The sequence below is a fragment of the Rubripirellula amarantea genome, from assembly GCF_007859865.1.
Classification (GTDB): Bacteria; Planctomycetota; Planctomycetia; order Pirellulales; family Pirellulaceae; genus Rubripirellula; species Rubripirellula amarantea.
In genome coordinates this window covers 1,274,721-1,295,572 of the sequence record NZ_SJPI01000001.1, presented here as the reverse complement: position 1 = coordinate 1,295,572, position 20,852 = coordinate 1,274,721, and the positions used below count along the sequence as shown (strand labels likewise).

Sequence of the window (20,852 nt, the reverse complement as noted above, 5' to 3'; positions counted from 1 at the left end):
AGGTGTGAGTGGCGGTCGCACGAGGCGCGGCCGCCACTTGCACGGCTTTTTCACCAAACGAACTGTCTTCGTTGACGTATCATTTGTTGTAATTTGCCTGACGCAATCCGACGTCGAGTGTCTGATATTGCGTCATCTACCTTGCCACGGCTAAGCGAGATCTATCTTTGTGCGGACGCATCAACCTGAAAACCGCGCCCTCATCTTGGGCTCAGTTGTTCTTGCCCAACTTACCGATGGACGAAGCGGTTGCGGAATTACCGCCGCGATACAACATCGCACCTACTCAAACGATTGCCGCCGTAGTCGCACACGATAGTGGTTGGCGAGCGACGACCTTTCGATGGGGGCTTGTCCCATCATGGGCGGATGACTTGTCAATTGGCAACCGAATGATCAACGCGCGTAGTGAGACAGCTCATGAGAAACCTTCGTTCAAACGAGCGCTCGCGAATCGTCGATGTCTAATTCCGGTGGACGGTTACTATGAATGGAAGAAAGTCAGCAACGGGAAACAACCGTACTACATTCATTCTTCATGCGATCGTCCGCTGGCTTTGGCGGGACTTTGGGAATCCAATTCCAAAGCGTCACCCGAGGGGCCAATCAAGACATGTACGATCATGACAACGTCAGCAAACGACTTTGCGAAAAGTGTTCATGACCGTATGCCCGTGATCATTGATCCGAGCGATTTTTCGAAATGGCTAGACCCTGATGTTGATGCCATTGAAGAAATATCGCCTATGCTTCGCCCAGCAAACGACGACGCATTGGCGATGCGTCCGGTGTCTCGTTATGTCAACAATGCCCGCAACGAAGGTCCGCAATGTCTAGACCCTAGTGAAGAAGAGTGACCGTGATCACTTTTCCGCATAGGTTCGCCCGATGCGATTGACAATCTCGCGACGCACTTGCAAGGCGTCGATCGTGTCTTCATGCCGATACACGATCTCGCCGCCTGGCGCGATCAGGATGGTGTAAGGAACGGGGCCTGGCCATTTCGCATCAAATAACTCAGCGAATTCATCTCGGTCATGGACCACCGAAAAATAGTTCGTCATCGAAGCATGAGCCTCTTTCAACCGCTCGTGCGCGACATCGAAGTCTGCGAATTGATCGAGCGAAATGGTGACCATCTCAAAAGGACGACGTCGATACATACGGTGAATTTCGACGAAGTCAGGAAGTTCCTCGATGCAAGGACCGCACCATGTGGCCCATAAATTGATTAAGCGATACTTGTCGGTATCGTTGCGGACTAACTCCTTTAGACCCGCTTCGTCTAGTTTCGTAAGTGTGACGGGCTCTTGGTTCCATTCTTTCACCGCATTGACAGCGTCTTCAGTCTTGTAAGCCCATTTCAATGAGCACCCAAAAACGCGAGTCAGCGGAGACTCGATCGTTGTGCCGTTAATCAAGGACTCAATTGCGTTTCGAAGATCGTCCTTGGTGACCGGCGTTACTTCACCATTGTCGATGCGTCCGGCGTAGCGAAGCTTGCGATCATGATCGAATAAAAATGCGTGCGGCGTAGCGATCGCACCAAACGCCTTCGCGATGGTTTGTGTATCGCCATCATAGAGATACGGAAATTCAAACCCCGCTTCTTGGGCACGTTTCTGGGTGTCCTCAAACGAGTCGCCCAAATCGGAATAACCTAGTTCATCCAATCTCACTGCCGCAGGATGATTCGGTGTGATCGCGACCAATGCTAAACCGCGGTCGCTGTAATCCTGATGCAGTTTCTTGATGCGTGCTTCGTAAGCTTGAGCGGTCGGACAATGATTACAAGTGAAGATGACCAACATCATTTTCGAGTCGTCGAAGTCACTCGAGGCGTAGGACTTTCCATCCACCCCAGGAAGCTTAAAGACCGGCATCGAATCGCCTATCGTGATCCCGGTTGTCTCCGACTTGGCCGATGGATCTTCGGCAATTGCAACCGAAGGCGGCCAAGCAATCGAGAAGCAAAGCGCAATAATCGCGAAAACGAAAGAAGCGTTGGACATGAGCGAACCTGCTGAAACAGAACAACGAAAGAGTTGACCGCATGTTAAACCATTTCTAATCCCTCTCGCCACGAAAAGCCGCAAGGTTTACCTCGTCCGAACGACGCGTTCACTCGTCAAAACGGTCAGTACTGGGGAATCGGTGACTTCCGACCAATTCGCAACACCACCCAACCGGCAAACGGATTTCCTGCTTTTGCGACAACGACCGTGAACGCAAGCAAGTGCTAGCTTCGATAGCCAAATTAATCAGTTACCTCCCAAGTCTGACTCTACAAAAAAATATACACCCATGCGATTTTCTTTCTCAATTGTCGCGATTGTCGTTGCTTGCCTGCTGGGGCAGAGTGCTCGTGCGCAAACGACGATTTCCGACCGGCCGCTTGAACTTACGTTCGGAAAAGCGTCTTGGGCCACCTTGATGCCCGGGTACGAACTGGGCTCGGAAACGGGCGGCGGACTTGCGTTTCAGGACGACTTGGACAGTCCCGGTGCGCTCTGGGAATTGCGTGCGATTCGTCGCTTCTTGCACACGCGTACGAGCTTTGAAGCTCGCACGTTCTACGGCACGTCGTGGTCGAACCAAAGCAACTCGACCACCGGTATCAGCGTTCCGAATCCCGTTGATGGTTCGGCCATTGCCCGTGGTGCTGGAAACGCGCACCTAGGGTCGGACCTTGATCACTACGGTATCGATCTGGTCATTCGTGATACTTGGCGAACTCAATTCGGCGGATTGTCGGCTGGCATGGCGTTTAGCTACATGGCCTTCGATCAGGAGTTTGAACTAAATTTCAACGAAACAAGATTGATGACCGAAACGCTCGATAGCGACTTCTTGGGTGGAAAGGTGATCTTGGGTTGGGACGGATACCTTTTAGGGAAAGCGTCGACTCTTGATCTTTGGATTGGCTACTTTGATGTGGATGCCGATTACAACTACACCGGCGGAACCGCACCTGGCAGCCTCAACAAGCAGCTTGCTGATCAATCGGCAACGATCGAAACCCGTTGGACGACTTGGCATCATTGGGGCGACCGTTTGATCGGAACGACTCTCGGCGGCATGTACATCACAGACATGCCCACGATCGTTCACAACAGCGGTTCGCAAGCAACGCTTAGCACCGACGATGCGGCAACGGTTTCGTTGATGTTCGAGATCCTGCTGTAAGCGAAAGCCAACGTGCTTGTCCGTGCGAACTGCGCCCGGCGTCACTAAGGCAGCGGCGTCCGTTGAAAAGCGGAGCCGTTGCCACACCGCTATTCGCTGATAAGGGTGCGGTTGGCTAAACCGCAAGTCGTACCGAAGTCGCGTATCGTTGGGTTGTTCAACGGTCTTGGCGAGTGGGTGGATCTAGAGGCACCCTCAGGCGATGGACGCTGATTCTTATCTTGCAGTCGGCTAGGGTTGCTTAAGGCGACAATCGGACTTTTCACGATCGCGCTCACAACGCGATTTCTGGAGTTTCGTTACCGCTGATTCGTTTTGAGTGATCGTTCTTTGCCACGTCGATCTCGTTTCCCTGGGAGCAAAAATCATCAAAACGCGATAGAATCAGCTCGCCGATTCAAACTTGCTTACTACATCACGAAGAAACATCTGATGCGCGTTTCCATTGAAATTCCTGCGTGGGTCCTTACGGAGCAGACAAAGCTGCCGACCCATCTGACGTCCACCGAAGCGCAGATGGAAGCCGTGATTCATTTTTCCCGTTTGAATTTCCAGAACCAAACCGGTGGGCCTTTTGCAGCGGGGGTGTTCGAAAAGGAAACCGGAAAACTGATTGCGATTGGTGTGAATCGTGTGGTTCCAGAACATGTCTCGTCGGCTCATGCCGAAATCGTAGCCCTCTCGTTGGCTCAACAGTCGTTGGAGACTTTTGATCTCGGTGGACCGGGAATGCCGCATCACCGTTTGGTCGTCAACGGACGTCCTTGCGCGATGTGCTTTGGGTCGCTTCCTTGGTCAGGCATCCGTTCGCTCGTGATTGGCGCGAGCGGTGAACAAATCGAAACGATCACCGGATTCGATGAAGGTCCCATTCATCCGCGTTGGCAAGACGAACTTCAGTCACGCGGGATCGATGTCATTGAAGATGTGCTCGCGGACCAAGCTTGCGATATGTTTCGAGAGTTCGCCGCAAGCGGTGCGAAGGTTTACAACGGCCGATCAGGATCGGATGATTAAACGTTCCGCGTAGGACTGAAGATGAAATAGGTTCAATTGTGGTTACGTCGCAAATTGTTACCCGTGAATCACAAAGTCCCTTTTTCAATTGCCGAAGCCAAAGCGATGCAAAGGGGCGTATAGGTGGCCGCAGCGAGTTGCAGCTCGGCGATGTTGATTCGTTCTTGATTGGTGTGTGCCAGTCGGTCGTCGCCAGGGCCGAAACCGACCACTGGAATTCCTGCACTCATTAAATGACCGCCATCGGTCGCGAATTGCCAAACACCAGCACGAGTTTGCCCCGTCGCATTCGAAATCACTTTTGCTGCTGCTAGTGCTAATGCGTCGGTGGGCGAAGTTGCAAAGGGCGGAAAGACGGCGGCAAAGTTTCGTTTCGCTCCGGTGTAGGTGTCAAACACACGATGCGTCACCGTTACCTCGGGCGGATCGGAACCATCGGCTGCGCAAGCTTCTGCTAACTTTTGCAGTACACTCCGAGCATGTTCGGGAGTCTCCGACGGAACGTTTCGCCAATCGAGAAATAACGTGACTTCGCTAGGGATAACATTCGGGCTGACCTGATCGGTTTGATAGAGTGTGGGAGCAATCGTCGATTGGCCGAGCACCGGATCACAACCAAGCGAAACTTCGTCGAGTCGGTTAAGGAACTCGGCTGCGGCAAAGTGCGGATTGATCCCCAAGTGCGGCACGCTCGCATGCGCGGATCGACCATGGAACTTAACTTGAACCTCGATGCGTCCCCGATGGCCGAGGCGCAGCTCGTTTTCGCTCGGCTCGCCAACAATGGCTCCATCGGCTTGCGTGTGCTCGACTAGAAACTGGCTGCCAAGGCCGCCGATTTCTTCCATTACCGCGACCGTCATCAAGACATCGCCAGTGGGTTGAATGTCGAGATGCTTAAAAAGCGATGCACCGTAAATCATGGCGGCAACCGGTCCTTTCATGTCGACCGAACCGCGACCCCACAAATGCCCATCCACAATTTCGCCGCTGTACGCCGCGTGCGGCCAACCTTCGTCGGGACCTGGGTCAACGACGTCCATGTGTCCATTGAGCATGATCGTGGGACCATTGCCACCCTTGATCCTTCCAATGATGTTCCCCACTTCGTCCACCCAGACGTCATCGTAGCGGAGCGACTCCATTTCACGCACGATCAGCGCGGCCGCATCGCCTTCATGCCCCGAAAGACTAGGGGTCTGAACAATGCGCTGAGTGAAGTGGGTCAGGGCGGCGAGTCGTTGCTGCGTGACTTGGCCGGCAGTTTCAAGAGAGATCATCGAACGTCACTTAACCCTTACCAAAGTTTTCGCGCCACTCGCGACCGGTTTGTTCCATCTTGGATTCGGCACCTGTTCTTCGCATGCGATGCAAGCGTGGCATTCCGAGTGTCCATTCTTGCATCCAATTTGCCGCAAACTCGCCACGTTCAGTTTCGTCAAAGATCTTTTGCACTTCTTCGTAGTTGACAACCCTCGGGCCACTTTTGCGAACGGCGAACTCGCATGTGCGACTAGAGCGGCGCGAAATGTATTCCTCGATACCAATTTCATCCATCACGTCGACAACGGTGCGGAGTGATCGAATCGCCTTTGCGTACGCAAAGTGCGGCGGGTAGCCGCCGGCGACCATCGTGTCGAACGTCGCCTTCATCAAATGAATGACTCCGCCGTACAACACTTGTTCCTCGAAATTGTCGCCCTCGGTTTCCTGTTGAAACGTCACGCCAACCGAGCCTACACGCAGGCTACCCACGGACTTCGCAAGCGCAAGCACCATGTCCAGTGCGTTGCCGGTAACATCTTGTTCGACCGAAATCGCACCATAGATACCAGAGCCGTCCAAGTACTTTTGCCGGACCGTGTGACCGGGACCGTTGGGCACGAACAGTACCACGTTCACATTTTCAGGCGGCTTGATTGCTCCGTAAAGAACATTAAAGCCGTGGCAAAACGCAAGCGTGCTGTTGGGTTTCAGATGCTCATGAATGGATGCGTAATAGATCTCGGGCTGGGGAGGATCTGCGAGCAAGATGTAAACCAAATCCGCAGCCGCCGTCGCCTCTTCGATTGAAACCGGTTCAAACCCATCTTCGATCGCGGCGCCCCACGATGACCGCGTTTTTGAACCCACTCCTATGATCAAGTCCAAGCCACTGTCTCGCATGCACAACGCTTGCGGGCGGCCTTGGATTCCGTAGCCGATGATGGCTATTTTTTTGTTTTCGAGCACCTTTAGATCGGCGTCTTTGTCTAAGAAAATTTGGTTTTCCATAGCATCATTCACATGGGTTAGCGGAAGTGAGGGTGTTCGTCATTCTCGTTGAGTCAGCTTCCGCGGTACGTTGAGAAACCGAACGGATTAAGTAGAAGCGGTACATGATAATGTTGTTGAGCATCAACGATCGAAAACGCAATCCGAATGATTGGATAGAACGTTTCCACATTTCGTTCTTCAAAGTACTGAGCGACGAAGAACGTGATTTGATATTCGCCTTCCGTGACGTTTCCATTGGACAAGTCGGCAACTCGACCATCATCGTTGGTAACGCCTTCGCCCAACGAGATCCAATTGGATCCTTCTGCTTGTTCCAGCGTGATTCGAATGCCTGCGCCAGGTTTTCCGAGCGAGGTATCCAGGACGTGCGAGGTGATTCCAGTCATGGGATTAGTTTTCTCAGTCGAATTTCGGTGATTTTGAGTTGTTCGACGGCAGCATTGGCGAGTTCCTGATCACGAGAAAGCGGTAATCGCTGTTCGAGTATCGCGAGCATTTCGGCCGCAGATTTACCAGTTGCGCAAACGATGAAGATGAAACCGAACTTGTCGTAGTAGGCATCGTTAGCCGCGGACAACTGATGAAGGACCTTGTCGCTGGCATCGTTGACTCCGGACTGCTCATTGCCCGCAATGGATTTTGTATTGGCGTACTTTTGGCGAAGTGAGTCAATGTCTCCGATGCGAGGGTGTGCCGAGAACGCTTCTAACCAATCGGCTTCACCTAAAGTTTGCCCAGCTTCAGTTGAACGTGTGACTACTTCTTTGTCGTCTTTGAATGGCCCACCGGAAATCATCTGTTGGATCCATGTCTTTGATGCACAACATGTTTCCAATGCATCGGCAAGTTGGGTGTCGTTCATGCTGTTGAGGCGACTCGCTAGCAGACAATTTGATTGACGGTGCAACAGTTTGCCCACGCGATCACCGACTAATGACCCAGCTTGGTAAATCAGCTTCCCTCGCAGATAAGTTTGCTCGACTCTTCCAAGCAATTGAAGGTTTTCATAAGGAGTGACGTCGTGGCGATGGCCGAGTTCATGACCGTGTACGTCGAACGATCCGGCGGGGTCCCAAATGACCAAGTCCGCATCGAAGCCGGGTGAAATTCGACCTTTGGTTGATCCGAGACCGAATACTTCAGCGGGACGATGAGACAATCGTTCCGCCAGCAGTCCCGGCGTCCAACCAGCCTCTTTGGCGATCGTCCACATCACGCTAAGCGTAAGTTGCAGACTTGCAATACCTCCCCACGCTTTCGAGAAGTCACCGGTTTCAAGGCATTTCAAGTCTGGCGAGCACGGCGAATGATCCGAGCCCACCGTTTCGATGATACCTGACGCAACGGCATCCCTGAGCAGATCACGATTGGTTTGATCTCGGATGGGCGGAGCACATTTAAAACTCGTTTGACCTTCACCAATCTGGCCAGCTTCGAAGAACAGGTAGTGAGGACAGGTTTCCACCGTGATGGGCAAGCCTTCCGCCTTTGCTTCGGCAATCATTGATAGCGCAGCGCTTGTGGCTAGGTGAACGATGTGAATCGGGGTCACATAGGTGCGACAAAGATCAATCAGTTGTTTGATCGCGGCGATCTCATAGCTTTCCGGTCGCGAATTTGCGTAGTCGTTATAGGACCTTGGGTCAGCAATCGTAATCGTGTTTCCGACAACTTCCGCATGAGCAAGCAGAGGAACATTTTTGCTTCGCAAAGTCTGCAACGCGGAACGAAGCTCTTTCTCGCCCGCGGCTGGAAATTCATCTAAGCCCGAATCACACAGAAAGGCTTTGATACCCATCACGCCCGCATCAACCAGTTTGGCGATATCGTTCTCATTGCCCGGTACCAACCCACCATAGAAACCAACGTCTACGGCGCACTTGCCGTGCGCGGCGGCTTGCTTAATGCGAAGTGCTTCAACCGTCGTCGTTACTGGACTGCTATTCAAAGGCATGTCGATGATCGTGGTAACACCCCCAGCAGCAGCCGCGCGCGTTGCGGTTTCGAAACCTTCCCAGTTCGTTCGTCCGGGTTCATTGACATGAACGTGAGCGTCGATAATGCCAGGCGAAACCATCGAGTCGCCGACATCGATCAGTGGCATGTGAAAAGGGATTTCCGCGCGGTTCTTCAGCTCACTGATTTTGTCGCCCTCGATCACGATGGCTGTGTCGACCTCGCCCTCGGGAGTAACAACTCGAGTGCTGGTGATAGCGAACGCTGCGGTGGATGGTTCTGCCATCGTGCTAGGCAACCCGACGGATGGTTGCGCTGATCACGCCGAACGGCTCTGGCGATGGAACAAAGATGTCATTGTTGTTCTCGAGGCCAAGCTTCGCGATATCGGCAGGGATGTGATGTTGGTTTGGCATTTTGAGTGCGATCTCGTCGATTTGGGGGCATTCTTCAAGTACGGCTTCCGCCATCTCGTGAAGCGTTTTTTGAACTGATGGGCTATAGCGGTTCGAGAAGATGTCTAACAAGCAACCTCGAACGGTATCGCGAATTTGAGTCCAATCGAGCGTTGGGTCACCACACGGCCAGTCTGCCGTAATCGTCGTGGCGAAGATGCGATCGGTTGTTTCGGCCAGCGTCGTGTATTGATCCTTCGAGAAGCCCACGAATCCGGATTCAGTTGTCTTTAGGACTTGTAAACCAAGCAACCCCGAATGCATCAGCAGCGAATCGTTGGTTGCGACAACTCGGCACGTGTTGCGTTCATTGCTGCCACCGACAAACGCGTGGTCATGTGATGCGCCGTCACGACAAACCCGTGTCCACAATGTTTGGCTAATCGACACGGTTGTCGAATCCACTTGTGGATAGGTCTTACAGAAGTGCTTGGCTAGGTGTTGAGCAAACGATTCGATTGACTCGACGCCATGAATGCGAGCGATCGCGTAAACCGTGTTCTTCACGGTGTCCGTGGGAACGACATTGGAGTTGTCACCTTCAAGATAGGCCGCGTGAAAGTCACCCTCGAGTGCCACATCGACGGTGATTTGAATGAAATCATGAATGCCGTCGCGTCGGGTAACGTAGGACAAGCAGACTTGAGATTTGCCGTAAGATTGATTGGTAAGAATCACGCTCATTGAAATTTCTCGCTTAATCGGTCGCGGTGAATGTCTTTGTAATAAAGGTAGCTGGCTGGTTTTTTGCCCATCGCTACGAACCATTGGGGACAGTACGACGCCATCCAAATCACGTCGCCGGCAGCGACAGGGAAGTGGTCTTCACCAAGACGATAGATGCCTTGCCCGTCCGTCATGATCAGGCCGTGTTCCATCACGTGAATTTCGACTTGCGGAAGGGTAGCGCCGGGCTGGTAGGTGAACAAATTGACGGCCATATCAAACTCAGGCGAGATCGGCAAAAACGTTTGCAAGACTGCATCGGGATCGCCCATGAATGGCACCCCTTCCACTTCCTTAGCGTTACCCACCACCATCGCCGGCGGTTCGAAATCTGGATGCGGTACATATTGTTTTTCGAAAACGACCAAAGTGGCCGATTGGTCACAGGAAAAAAACACTTCCGAATCAGCAGGGATGAAGGCGTAGCAACCCACCGAGAGTGAGCGATCCGATTGCGTCGATAGGACAATGGAACCTTGCGTCACATAGATAAAGCGTTCTACCCCGGGCCCTGCTGAACCGCTCCTACCGCCCGCGGCAAGCATGGCAGTGTACTGAGTGAATCGAGCACCCATTTCCGGCGAAATGTGAATGACTGCCGTCGCTTCCGTCCAACCAATCAACGGCGAATTGACGTGAGTGTCAGGAGTAATTAATGCGTAGTTTCGCTCCACGCGGCTACGAGTACTTCCGAAGACGAGCGGTGCGTTGGACGTCATAACTTTCTTTCTGATATTGGTTCTAAGGTGCGATTGCCAAGCGAGGCGGAACCTCGTTATCAGGCTAACCGAATTTCTATCGGCACTATGTGGTCGTGCCCAAAGCCCGTTGGTTTAGTTCCATCAACGTTTTCACCATCACACACAAGGCGACGTGAATATCTTCGGCGGTAACACTTTCGTCGGGATGATGACTGATCCCATTGTGGCAACGTATGAACAACATACACGTCGGTGTGATTTTCGACATGAGCATGGCGTCGTGACCGGCGCCACTGACCATCGAGGTGACGTTCGAGATTGTTTCTTGGGTGGCGGTTGCAAGCAGGCCTGACAAATATGAGTCCATGATCACCGCAGGCGTGTGTTCAATTGCTTCGAAGCTTCCTCGAACACCACGTTCTTGACTGATTTGGCCCAGGCATTGGTCGATGGATTGAAAAGCCTTCGTTCGCTCTTCATCGTTCTCGTGTCTGAGGTCTAGTCTTAGTTCTGTTCGTCCGGCAATCACGTTGGATAATCCGGGGCTAGCATCAACGCAACCCACGGTAGCGAACAAGCCCGGTGTTTGTTTGCCAAGCGATTCGATCTTCAGGATCAATTCAGCCGCCGCCGCCAAAGAGTCGCGTCGATGATGATGGGGCACCGTACCAGCGTGACCGGCAACGCCTTCGATCAAAATCTTTGCACGTGTTTGACCGGCGATCGCGGATACGATTCCAACCGGTAACGACGATTCCTCAAGGACAACCGCTTGCTCGATGTGCGCTTCCATGAATCCGACAAGGCGTTTGTCGGCGTAACTAGCCGAATTCAACTTCGCGGGATTGCACCCGAACGATGAGAGAGCCGAACGGATGCTGATGCCGTCCGCGTCGACTCGATCGAGTTCCGAGTCATCAAGGCGTCCGGCGATCCCGCGAGATCCGATGAAGGGAAACCGATATCGCACACCTTCCTCTTCAGAGAATCCGACGACGTGAATCCCAAACGACATCTTCGATTCGTATTCGTTGAGTACTTCGACGGCCGCGAGCCCAAGCAATACTCCCAGCGGTCCATCAAAACGACCTGCGTTGATGACGGTGTCTAAGTGAGATCCAATCATGAAGATGTCATTGTTGGCGCGATGACGGGTCTTGCCGATTAAGTTGCCGACCGGATCAAGAACGCAGTCCATCTTCGCGTCCTGCATCCACGTCGATAATTCGGCGTGAGCACTCTTCATCGCGGGCGAGCAAAACGTTCGGGTCAGCTTACCTGGATCATCGGAATACTCTGCTAGACGAAGGCATCGCTCGACCACTCGTTCTGCAGCAGACCGCAGGACACTTGGTTCCGTTTCGCATGGAGATGAATCAGTCATGAAGAGGGCGGCTGCTAACGCTGTTCTGTGGTTGTTGTTTTGGCTGTGGTTGAAGGTTGCCAAAGTGCGGTTATCGTTGGATGCTATGCAGTTACTATACTTGTAATGTTCGTCTTGCTTGCTGCTGCGACGATCTCCCCGATGCTGCCAAGGTCTTTCGATGCGGAATCATACCTTACTGTTCGTCAATGGACGCCAGCATCTCATTAAGGGAGATGATGCATTTCTGACGCTCTCAGTTTTTCTTCGCAAGACACTCAAGTTGTGTGGCACCAAGATTGTTTGCTCGGAAGGCGATTGCGGATCTTGTTCTGTTCTTTGCGGTCGAATCAACACATCGGGTGAAGCAATTCACTACCTGCCGATTGATTCATGCATACGTTTTGTTTTTCAGCTTGATGGCTGTCACATCATCACTGTTGAGGGGCTAGCGGATGGCCCACCATTGAATGCATTACCCAAGCAAACCCAGCAGAACGAAACTCTAACGAGCGTTCAGCAAGCGATGATCGATTGCCACGGATCCCAGTGCGGCTTTTGCACTCCGGGCTTCGTAGTCGCGATGACCGGAATTCTTGAACAGAACAACAACCCGTCCGAAGAAGAGTGGCGTAGTGGTTTGACGGGTAACTTATGTCGATGCACGGGGTACTCGCCAATCGTTGCTGCGGGACGCCAAGCGGCAGCAGTGAGTTCGCCTTCCATGAACCAGCGCTACCCTGCGATGCAAATGGCTGATGCTGTTCGATCAGTTGGTGATGATGAGGTCCGCGTCGAAAACGAGTCGATCGATGGCGAAACGCAAGTGATTGCATCGCCGCGTTCGCTCGCCCAAGCAATTGCCTTCTTGCAAGAGTTTCCAGGTGCAAAAATCATTTCCGGGGGGACGGACGTTGGCGTTCAGTTCAATAAGGGAATTTGCAGTCCCAGCCATTGGCTTGATCTGAGTCGAGTGGATGAGTTGACAGACATCGAGTGGAAGGATCAATCCATCATCGCGGGGGCGAGTGCGACCTGGACTAATTTGGAACACCTATGCAAAACGACCGCACCTGAATTTCACAAGATCCTTTCCATCTTTGGTTCACCTCAGATCCGCCACGTCGGAACCATTGGCGGCAACATTATCAACGCGTCGCCCATTGCCGATTCGTTGCCGTTCTTAATGGTGTGTGGTGCGGAACTAGAATTGCAAAGTGCTGGGGGGACGCGAATAGTCAACATCAACGACTTCTATCAGGATTACAAGAAGTTTGACCTGCGGCGTGGCGAGTTGCTCACTCGCATTCGAATTCCAATGCCTCCTCCAACCGCTGATTTACGCTTGTACAAGGTGTCGCGTCGTCGCGATCTGGACATCAGCACGTTCACCGCGGCCATTCAAATTGAGCGTGATGGTGATTTGATTGTTGATTCAAGAATCGCTTATGGAGCAGTAGGGCCGGTGGTGCTTCGACTGCGGAAAACAGAATCGTTCCTCCGAGGTCGTTCCTTTAGCCTTGAATCCATGCGGGAAGCCGGTGACATCGCTGTCAGTGAAATTTCACCGATATCGGATGTCCGCGGTGGCCATGAATTTCGAATCCAATTAGCTCGGAATGTCTTGGCAAAGTTCTACTACCAGACGACGTCAGAAGGAGTCAGCGTGTGAATAAGCTTGTCCAACAAGTGCAAGACGGTTCGGCAGTGGCAGACAAGGTTGATCCGTCGGTTGGTCGAACCATTCCGCATGATTCAGCCATTGGTCATGTGACCGGCTCGGCTCCGTTCATTGACGACCTACCGCGTCGAGAAGACGAGTTGTTCGTGGGCTTTGTGGGGAGCCCCATCGCTTTTGGAACCATTACATCGATTGAGCTCGAAGCCGCCAAGGAAGTGGAAGGTGTTGCGTGTCTGCTTACTTATGCTGACGTTGGCGAGCACAATCTATTTGGTCCGATCATATGCGACGAACCTTTCTTAGCGGATGCAGAAGTGTTGTATGTGGGGCAACCGGTCGTAGTGATCGCGGCAAGCACTTCGGAAGCTCTCAGGCGAGCGTGTGCGTTGGTCAAGATCCATGTCAAGCCATCCCAACCGGTCCTTTCGATCAAAGACGCGGTAGCCGGTGAGCACTTCATTGGTCCGCGTCGGCAAATTCGTCGAGGCGATCCTGATCTAGCAATCGCGACGGCGACTCACCAGTTGTCCGGTGAATTTGAAATTGGTGGGCAGGAACAGTTTTATCTCGAATCGCAAGCTGCCGCGGCGTACCCCGGCGAGCAAGGACAGTTGGTCGTTCACTCGTCAACTCAGAACACGACCGAGATTCAGACGATGGTCGCTGAAGTGCTTGGTCTTTCCATGCACCAAGTCGTCTGCGTTTGCAAACGCATGGGCGGCGCGTTTGGTGGTAAGGAAACTCAGGCGGTGATCCCGGCTTTGATGGTTGCAATGGTCGCCAACCATACTGGTCGTGCTGCTAGGATCGTCTACGACAAAGACACCGATATGTGTGTCACCGGCAAACGACACGGCTACCTTTGTCGTTGGCAGGTCGGTTTCGAACCCAATGGCGAGATCGTGGGTCTGACGTGTGACTACTATTCCGACGGCGGCGCAGCGGCGGACTTATCGACGTCGATCATGGAACGCACGTTGTTGCATACGGACAATGCCTATTACTTTGCGAACATCGAAGTCAATGGTCAAGTCTGCCGTACTCACTATCCACCCAATACCGCCTTTCGAGGTTTTGGCGGACCCCAAGCTGTTGCATCAACTGAGAATATCATCGAGAGAGTTGCGGACTTTTTGAAAGTCGATTCTTTAGACGTCAGACTTCGCAATCTTTACGGGACCACTGATCGCAACGTAACACCCTATGGGCAGTACTTCAGTGGCAATCATTTGCCTGAAATCATGACAACGCTGGCGCGAACGTCCGATTACACCAAACGGGCAAGCGAGATTGCGTTGTCCAATCAACGTGACCCAATGTTCCTTCGTGGTCTTTCGATGACGCCGGTGAAGTTCGGGATTTCGTTCACGTCGAAGTTCCTGAACCAGGGCAATGCCTTGGTGAACGTCTACACCGATGGCACGGTGCAGGTTTCCACCGGCGGCACTGAGATGGGCCAAGGTCTTAACACCAAGATTCGGCAATTGGTGGCCGACGAGTTCGGAATCGACTACCGGCATGTGATCGTAATGCCAACGTCCACCGAGAAGAATAACAACACGTCACCCACGGCGGCCTCGGCCGGTACCGACTTAAACGGTGCGGCAGCGTTGGATGCGTGCCGATTGATTAAGACTCGCATGGCCGAGTTTGCCGCGACTATCTTTTCTTCCCGTGAAGAGGGTTTGATCCCTTCGGCAGAGCATATTGTTTTTGAGAACGGTTGCGTTCGAGATTCGCGGCAACCGGGATCCCGTTTGTCATTTCCCGATCTTGCCAATCGTGCACGACTTGAACGCATCGATATCGGAGCGAGGGGGTTCTACAAAACGCCAGGAGTGGACTTTAACCGTGATACGGGGCGAGGCAATCCTTTCCTCTACTTCACTCAGGGAGCAGCCGTTGCGGAAGTGAAGATCGATCGTTTCACCGGTGATCTTTCGGTGCCGCGTGTCGACTTGTTGATGGACATTGGGAAGTCGATCAATCCTGGCGTTGATATCGGACAGATCACGGGTGGTTTCATCCAGGGAATGGGATGGGTCACTTCGGAATGCCTTGTCTATGACGAGGCTGGACGGTTACTTTCTCATTCGCCAACAACCTACAAGATTCCCGCGATCACCGATGTTCCGGCCGATTTTCGCTGCGAGATGTTTCCCAATGAGGATAATCTGCACTGCGTTCGTCGCAGCAAGGCTGTTGGCGAACCGCCGTTGCTACTTGGCGTAGCCGCTTGGGCAGCCGTGAAAAACGCATTGGCGTCATTGCCGGGAAAGGTGGATCCAGGTTTGCGTTTACCGGCGACTGGTGAAGAAATTTTGCGTTGTCTTAGTGAACATCTCGCAGCCCAAAGTTCCACGTGACCAAGAATGTCTCCCATATCGAATCGTTAGCCAGTTTGGCCGCCGGTGGTTTGCCGTTTGTGGCTGTGACCATGGTTGAAGCCATTGGTAGCACTCCTCAAGACGCCGGTTCAAAGATGCTCGTTGATGCGAATGGGTTGGTGCATGGAACCGTGGGCGGAGGAAAAGTTGAATTTCACGCGATTGAGTTTGCGAAAGAGATGCTCGCCGACCCGAGTCGGTGTCGCGCCCTGGTCGACTGGAACTTGCAACGCGACATTGGCATGACGTGCGGTGGATTGGTCAAGCTGTACTTCGAAGTTTACAACCGTGATCACTGGCACGTCGTCGTCTTTGGTGCCGGGCACGTGGCTCAGGCTTTGTTGAAGGTGCTGGGTACCCTGGATTGCCACGTTACCTGCGTCGACACACGGATAGAATGGATGAAACGTATCGATGACCATCCTAGACTGACTAAAAAGTGCGTTGATGATTTGACGACCGTAGCTGCAACATTGACTTCAAATGACTACGTCATCTGCATGACCATGGGGCACTCCACCGATCGGCCCGTCTTGGCGACTTTGTTTCAGAACGCGATAAGTCCGGCGTACCTGGGCGTGATCGGCAGCAAGTCCAAGCGAGGTGTCCTCGAGCGTGAGCTACGTGAGGAAGGGATAGATGCCGAAACCGCGGCTAGTTTTTTGTGCCCGATCGGTTTGCCCATCGGTTCCAATCAACCCGCCGAAATAGCAATTAGTATCTCTGCGCAATTGCTACAGCACCGCGACCGTATCAAGAATGTTTAACAAATAAGATTCGCTTTGCCGCCGATCATTCATCGACAAACAGCGAAACGAAGTTGAACACGCTGACGTCGAACAATCCCTTGTCGCTTAGTTTCAAAGCCGGAATCACCGGCAACGCCATGAACGAGAGCGTCATGTATGGAGATTGAAGCGGTGTGCCGAGTTCCTTCACACGAGCGTCCATCTGGCTGTAGTGGGTGCCGACCGATTGGCACGACTGTGTCGACATCAGTCCTGCAACCGGTAACGGTAAAACGTCGATCTGACCGCGGTCGGCGACGGACAGCCCACCGCGACTACCGATGACCGCATTGATCGCAGCGACCAAGTCCGAGTCATTGGTGCCCACGGCGACGATGTTGTGTGAATCGTGGGCGACGGACGACGCAATCGCACCCGATTGAAGCCCAAAACCCGTCACGAAGCCAACCGATGGCAACGCATTGGCGTATCGATTGACAACGACGATCTTCAACAGGTCACGCAGGACGTCTGCGACAGCGAAACCGTTGACGCTTAGGCACTGCCGCACGATTGAGTTGGTAATCAATTGCCCGTCAATGGCTTCGATGACGCGAATTTTCTGCGAACGTGCTCGGATTGCCAAAGCGTCTTCGCTGATCGGATTGGCTTCAAAGTGATTGATGGTTTCCGTAGGAACATTGGGCATCAAGCATTGGCCGCGCTGGGCCACCAGTTCGCCGCCGATGTAAGTCTGGTTAGCCCCGAAATGGATAAGATCATCGACAACGATGAAGTCCGCCGGATCACCTTCGCGAAGCAACCCGACTTCCATTCGGTAATGCTCAACCGGATTAACGCAGGCAACCTGCAGCACGTTCATCAAATCTCGTCCCGCAGCGATCGCGCGGGCTGCCACTTGATTGATGTGACCGAGCAATAATTCGTCGGGGTGTTTGTCGTCGCTGCATAACATGCAGGACTGGGGATATTGGTCGATGAGTGATTGCAACGCATCAAAGTTTCTTGCTGCGGAACCCTCGCGAATCGCGATCTTGCAACCGGCGTTGATTTTGTCGAGCGCTTCGTCAATCGTAAAGCATTCGTGATCCGTTGTAATACCTGCGGCGATGTATCGAGCGGCCGCTTCGCCGCGCAGTCCCGGCGCATGACCATCGACTGGCTTACCGCGTTCCAAGGCAGCGGCGATTTTCTGCATCACCTGCGGATTGCGATTTAGGACTCCTGGGAAGTCCATCATTTCGCTCAAGTAGCCAATGCGATCGTCGTCAAGAAGCCGCGTCACGGCCGCTACATCCAGGCATCCGCCAGCGGTTTCAAAAATGGTGGCCGGCACGCACGCGGGTGCTCCAAACATAAACTTGAATTGAGTCTGAGCCGCATTGCGAAGCATCAATTCAACGCCGTCGATACCACAAACGTTGGCAATCTCGTGGGGATCTGAGACCGTTGCCACAGTGCCGTGAGTCACTGCCACGCGAGCAAACTCGCTCGGCAGAACCATCGAACTCTCGATGTGAATGTGTGAATCGACGAAGCCAGGCATCAAGAACGAACCTGATGAATCGAGGTGTCGTTCTTCGATTCGTTCTATGCGAGCAATTCGTCCGTCGGCCACGTTCACCCGAGCGGGGTAAATTTCCCGATGGTGGACATCAACTAGCCTGCCAGTAATGGAAAAGTGCGTATTCAATAAACATTCCTTGCCTTTCCGCCAGTCGAGGTTCGATCCTCTGAGCTTTGTCTAAATATCGGTTTATGTCCAGAGATCCCGGTCCAAATTTCGATAACCAATTGCTTCGGCCAAGTGCATCTCGTCGATCGACTCGTCGCCAGCGATATCGGCGATCGTGCGACTGACGCGTAAGATTTTGTCGTGCGCTCGTGCGGACAATCCCATTTCTTCAACGCTGTGTCGCAGCATTTGTTGACAGGCTTTGTTCAGTTCGCAGTACTTGCGAACGTCGCGACTGCTCATTTGCGCGTTGTAACGAGTCTGGGAATTAGCAAACCGCTCGGCTTGTCGATGACGCGCACGAGTAACTTCCTCACGCATCACAGAGCTTGTGGTTCCATCGGTCGCGGTAGCTTTGCCCTGCAGTTCTTCAAACGGTACCGCCGGCACCTCGATATGAATATCGATACGATCAAGCAACGGTCCCGATATCTTGTTCATGTACTTTTCAATTTGGGGGGGCGTGCAGTTGCAACTACGTCTTGGGTCGGATCGATAACCGCATGGGCAAGGGTTCGCAGCGGCGACTAACATGAAGTCACTGGGAAAGGTCGTGGAACGGAGCGCTCGGCTGATCGTAACGATGCCATCTTCAAGAGGTTGACGCATGACCTCAAGAGTCTTTCGATTGAACTCGGGTAACTCGTCGAGGAACAGAATGCCGTTATGAGCTTTGCTGATTTCGCCGGGCGACGGTGGTGAACCGCCGCCGACGAGTCCCGCGTCGCTAATTGTGTGATGAGGTGCTCGGAATGGTCGCCGAGCGAGTAGCGGTTGACCGGCTGGAAGTTGACCCAGCGCCGAATAGATGCGAGTGGTTTCAATGGATTCACCCGCTGATAATTGAGGCAAGATAGTTGGCATGCGTTTCGCCAGCATCGTCTTCCCCGAACCGGGCGGCCCGACCATCAGCAAATTGTGTTGCCCTGCCGCGCTAAGGGTCATCGCTCGCTTGGCAGATTCTTGTCCGCGCACGTCACCGAAGTCTAAGTCGTAGACGCTGAACTGCTCGAACAATTCTTGTATCTTGCTCGGGTAGGGATCCACATCGATGGCACCGGAGAAGAACGCAACGGCTTCGGCGAGCGATCGTACCGGAATCACTTCAAGGTCTTCGACAACCGCAGCCTCCGCGGCGTTTTCCGCTGGTACCACAATGCCGCGCATGTTCTTGTCCTTGGCAGCTTCGATCGCGATGGACAACGCACCTTTGACGGGACGAGTCTGGCCTTCGAGTGCCAGTTCACCGATGATTGAGTACTCCTCGAGTCGATCGGCCGCGAGTTGACCGCTGCCGGCCAGTACGCCTAACGCGACCGGCAGATCAAATGAAGCGGCTTGTTTGGGAAGATCCCCAGGAGCCAAGTTGATGACGATGCGATCTTGAGGCCGGATGAAACCGCTGTTGACGATCGCACGCTCGACGCGGTGAGTCGATTCCTTAACCGCGGCGTCGGGAAGTCCCACGAGAATCGTCTTGGGCATCGCTGCTGGAGAGATGTCGACCTCGACATCGACCGGCATCGCTTCGATCCCCAGCAACGTAAACGTTTTCAGTCGCGCTAACATGATTCGTGCCCACCGTTGTAGTCCAGCGTCAAAATCCAGCGTTATCGTGACATGAAGCTGGACGGATTACCAGCACGACGCGTAAGCGAACGGTTTCGTCCGTACCGGTTGTTAATGTAAAGAAACCGGATTTCTGGATTTGTCGACATCGCACAGGCATGAATGTTCAAGGCCGTCGGATAGACATTTCCAATAGGCATCAGAGTATGCTGGTGGGCATGAAGTTTGTATCTCGACCCCCTAAGTACGATCCGATGTTGCGTTCCCTGGTTGCTTTGATCCTGATCGCCCTTGTTTCCCCGGTTGTTGATGCTCAAAACAATGGGCTGCCTAAGAACCAAAAAGACTTTCATCTCTACTTGCTGATCGGGCAATCCAATATGGCGGGGCGCGGCGCAGTGACCGACGCCGACAAGACGCCAATACCAAACATCTTGATGTTGAACCAGCAGAACCAATGGGTGCCGGCGGTTGATCCAATTCACTTTGACAAACCGAACATCGTGGGTGTTGGTTTGGGGCGAACTTTTGCAATAGAAATTGCCAAACAAAACCCTGATGCAGTGATTGGACTGATTCCTTGTGCCGTTGGCGGTTCGCCGATTGCGAGTTGGGAGCCCGGTGGTTATCACTCGGAAACCAAGACGCATCCCTATGACGAAATGTTGCCTCGGCTATTAATGGCGATGAAAGTGGGCACGCTCAAGGGAATTCTATGGCACCAAGGTGAATCGGATTGCCAACCACAGCTCAGCGAAGTCTATGAGTCTAAATTGCATACGTTGATCGCTCGCTTGCGAACCGAAGTGGGCGATCCGAATGTTCCGATCGTTGTCGGCCAGATGGGACAGTTCCCCGAACGACCTTGGAACGATGACAAGAAGCGAGTCGACGCAGTTCACCGAAACTTGCCTGACCAAGTCTCTCGCACTGCGTTCGTCAATTCGGATGATTTGGAACACAAAGGCGACAACATCCACTTCAACGCTGAATCGTATCGAGAGTTGGGCCGGCGTTATGCGAATGCGTATCAAACCCTGGTTGACTAGA

At 53.1% G+C, this 20,852-nt stretch carries 17 protein-coding genes; 7 read left to right on the top strand and 10 right to left on the bottom strand.

Translation table 11 applies throughout. From position 1 onward, the window contains the following. The first annotated feature begins 167 nt into the window (after positions 1-167). A complete protein-coding gene (locus tag Pla22_RS04675; RefSeq protein WP_165440515.1) occupies positions 168-857 on the top strand; it encodes an SOS response-associated peptidase in 690 nt (229 codons plus the stop codon). Positions 858-863: 6 nt separating this feature from the next. On the opposite strand, the gene Pla22_RS04670 is transcribed toward Pla22_RS04675, so the two are convergent. After that, complete coding sequence (locus Pla22_RS04670; protein ID WP_146513579.1) at positions 864-2,012, bottom strand: redoxin domain-containing protein; 1,149 nt, start codon at positions 2,010-2,012, stop codon at positions 864-866. Positions 2,013-2,304: 292 nt separating this feature from the next. Here Pla22_RS04670 and Pla22_RS04665 point away from each other — a divergent pair, with 292 nt between their 5' ends. Then, complete coding sequence (locus tag Pla22_RS04665) at positions 2,305-3,186, top strand: hypothetical protein (RefSeq protein ID WP_146513578.1); 882 nt, start codon at positions 2,305-2,307, stop codon at positions 3,184-3,186. 432 nt (positions 3,187-3,618) lie between these two features. Continuing rightward, positions 3,619-4,203 (top strand): nucleoside deaminase, encoded by a 585-nt coding sequence (locus tag Pla22_RS04660; protein WP_207310293.1) that lies wholly within the window; start codon positions 3,619-3,621, stop codon positions 4,201-4,203. A 68-nt stretch (positions 4,204-4,271) separates the two neighbouring features. On the opposite strand, the gene Pla22_RS04655 is transcribed toward Pla22_RS04660, so the two are convergent. The 7 genes from Pla22_RS04655 to Pla22_RS04625 form a co-directional block, all read right to left on the bottom strand. Further along, the gene (locus Pla22_RS04655) at positions 4,272-5,483 is read right to left on the bottom strand and encodes a M20 family metallopeptidase (RefSeq protein ID WP_146513577.1); all 1,212 of its coding nucleotides are present in this window, start codon (positions 5,481-5,483) and stop codon (positions 4,272-4,274) included. Between the two features lie 10 nt (positions 5,484-5,493). After that, the gene (gene ilvC / locus Pla22_RS04650) at positions 5,494-6,477 is read right to left on the bottom strand and encodes a ketol-acid reductoisomerase (protein ID WP_146513576.1); all 984 of its coding nucleotides are present in this window, start codon (positions 6,475-6,477) and stop codon (positions 5,494-5,496) included. Between the two features lie 53 nt (positions 6,478-6,530). After that, complete coding sequence (gene uraH / locus Pla22_RS04645) at positions 6,531-6,866, bottom strand: hydroxyisourate hydrolase (protein WP_146513575.1); 336 nt, start codon at positions 6,864-6,866, stop codon at positions 6,531-6,533. Then, positions 6,863-8,722 carry an allantoinase AllB gene (gene allB, locus Pla22_RS04640; RefSeq protein WP_146513574.1) on the bottom strand — a complete coding sequence of 620 codons (1,860 nt, stop codon included), beginning with the start codon at positions 8,720-8,722 and terminating at the stop codon, positions 6,863-6,865. The genes uraH and allB overlap by 4 nt, the downstream gene beginning before the upstream one ends. 4 nt (positions 8,723-8,726) lie before the next feature. After that, complete coding sequence (gene pucL, locus Pla22_RS04635; RefSeq protein WP_165440514.1) at positions 8,727-9,575, bottom strand: factor-independent urate hydroxylase; 849 nt, start codon at positions 9,573-9,575, stop codon at positions 8,727-8,729. Continuing rightward, on the bottom strand, positions 9,572-10,336 hold the full coding sequence (allE, locus tag Pla22_RS04630) for a (S)-ureidoglycine aminohydrolase (protein ID WP_146513572.1): 765 nt from the start codon (positions 10,334-10,336) through the stop codon (positions 9,572-9,574). Before allE ends, pucL begins: the two co-directional genes overlap by 4 nt. Before the next feature lie 85 nt (positions 10,337-10,421). Then, positions 10,422-11,702, bottom strand: a complete 1,281-nt coding sequence (locus Pla22_RS04625; RefSeq protein ID WP_146513571.1) for an allantoate amidohydrolase — start codon at positions 11,700-11,702, stop codon at positions 10,422-10,424. A 160-nt stretch (positions 11,703-11,862) separates the two neighbouring features. On the opposite strand from Pla22_RS04625, the gene Pla22_RS04620 reads away from it, so the two are divergent. The 3 genes from Pla22_RS04620 to xdhC are packed head-to-tail and all read left to right on the top strand — an operon-like array spanning position 11,863 to position 16,516. After that, entirely contained in the window at positions 11,863-13,353 is a 1,491-nt protein-coding gene (locus Pla22_RS04620) for a xanthine dehydrogenase small subunit (RefSeq protein ID WP_146513570.1), read from the top strand. Continuing rightward, a complete protein-coding gene (gene xdhB / locus Pla22_RS04615; protein ID WP_165440513.1) occupies positions 13,350-15,728 on the top strand; it encodes a xanthine dehydrogenase molybdopterin binding subunit in 2,379 nt (792 codons plus the stop codon). Before Pla22_RS04620 ends, xdhB begins: the two co-directional genes overlap by 4 nt. Continuing rightward, positions 15,725-16,516 (top strand): xanthine dehydrogenase accessory protein XdhC, encoded by a 792-nt coding sequence (xdhC, locus tag Pla22_RS04610; RefSeq protein ID WP_146513568.1) that lies wholly within the window; start codon positions 15,725-15,727, stop codon positions 16,514-16,516. Before xdhB ends, xdhC begins: the two co-directional genes overlap by 4 nt. 25 nt (positions 16,517-16,541) lie before the next feature. Here xdhC and ade read toward each other — a convergent pair whose 3' ends face one another. Both ade and Pla22_RS04600 read right to left on the bottom strand, forming a co-directional pair. Next, positions 16,542-18,191, bottom strand: a complete 1,650-nt coding sequence (gene ade / locus Pla22_RS04605) for an adenine deaminase (protein WP_146513567.1) — start codon at positions 18,189-18,191, stop codon at positions 16,542-16,544. A 63-nt stretch (positions 18,192-18,254) separates the two neighbouring features. Next, positions 18,255-19,802 (bottom strand): YifB family Mg chelatase-like AAA ATPase, encoded by a 1,548-nt coding sequence (locus Pla22_RS04600; RefSeq protein WP_146513566.1) that lies wholly within the window; start codon positions 19,800-19,802, stop codon positions 18,255-18,257. Positions 19,803-20,056: 254 nt separating this feature from the next. Between Pla22_RS04600 and Pla22_RS04595 the strand changes: the two genes are divergently transcribed. Next, positions 20,057-20,851, top strand: a complete 795-nt coding sequence (locus Pla22_RS04595) for a sialate O-acetylesterase (protein ID WP_146513565.1) — start codon at positions 20,057-20,059, stop codon at positions 20,849-20,851. Position 20,852 lies beyond the last annotated feature (1 nt).

What these genes read in the sequence shown, in the direction of transcription:
- Pla22_RS04670 (WP_146513579.1), bottom strand. Translation starts at nt 2,012, where the DNA reads ATGTCCAACGCTTCTTTCGTTTTCGCGATTATTGCGCTTTGCTTCTCG.
- Pla22_RS04665 (WP_146513578.1), top strand. Translation starts at nt 2,305, where the DNA reads ATGCGATTTTCTTTCTCAATTGTCGCGATTGTCGTTGCTTGCCTGCTG.
- Pla22_RS04660 (WP_207310293.1), top strand. Translation starts at nt 3,619, where the DNA reads ATGCGCGTTTCCATTGAAATTCCTGCGTGGGTCCTTACGGAGCAGACA.
- Pla22_RS04655 (WP_146513577.1), bottom strand. Translation starts at nt 5,483, where the DNA reads ATGATCTCTCTTGAAACTGCCGGCCAAGTCACGCAGCAACGACTCGCC.
- ilvC (WP_146513576.1), bottom strand. Translation starts at nt 6,477, where the DNA reads ATGGAAAACCAAATTTTCTTAGACAAAGACGCCGATCTAAAGGTGCTC.
- uraH (WP_146513575.1), bottom strand. Translation starts at nt 6,866, where the DNA reads ATGACTGGAATCACCTCGCACGTCCTGGATACCTCGCTCGGAAAACCT.
- allB (WP_146513574.1), bottom strand. Translation starts at nt 8,722, where the DNA reads ATGGCAGAACCATCCACCGCAGCGTTCGCTATCACCAGCACTCGAGTT.
- pucL (WP_165440514.1), bottom strand. Translation starts at nt 9,575, where the DNA reads ATGAGCGTGATTCTTACCAATCAATCTTACGGCAAATCTCAAGTCTGC.
- allE (WP_146513572.1), bottom strand. Translation starts at nt 10,336, where the DNA reads ATGACGTCCAACGCACCGCTCGTCTTCGGAAGTACTCGTAGCCGCGTG.
- Pla22_RS04625 (WP_146513571.1), bottom strand. Translation starts at nt 11,702, where the DNA reads ATGACTGATTCATCTCCATGCGAAACGGAACCAAGTGTCCTGCGGTCT.
- Pla22_RS04620 (WP_146513570.1), top strand. Translation starts at nt 11,863, where the DNA reads ATGCGGAATCATACCTTACTGTTCGTCAATGGACGCCAGCATCTCATT.
- Pla22_RS04600 (WP_146513566.1), bottom strand. Translation starts at nt 19,802, where the DNA reads ATGTTAGCGCGACTGAAAACGTTTACGTTGCTGGGGATCGAAGCGATG.
- Pla22_RS04595 (WP_146513565.1), top strand. Translation starts at nt 20,057, where the DNA reads ATGTTGCGTTCCCTGGTTGCTTTGATCCTGATCGCCCTTGTTTCCCCG.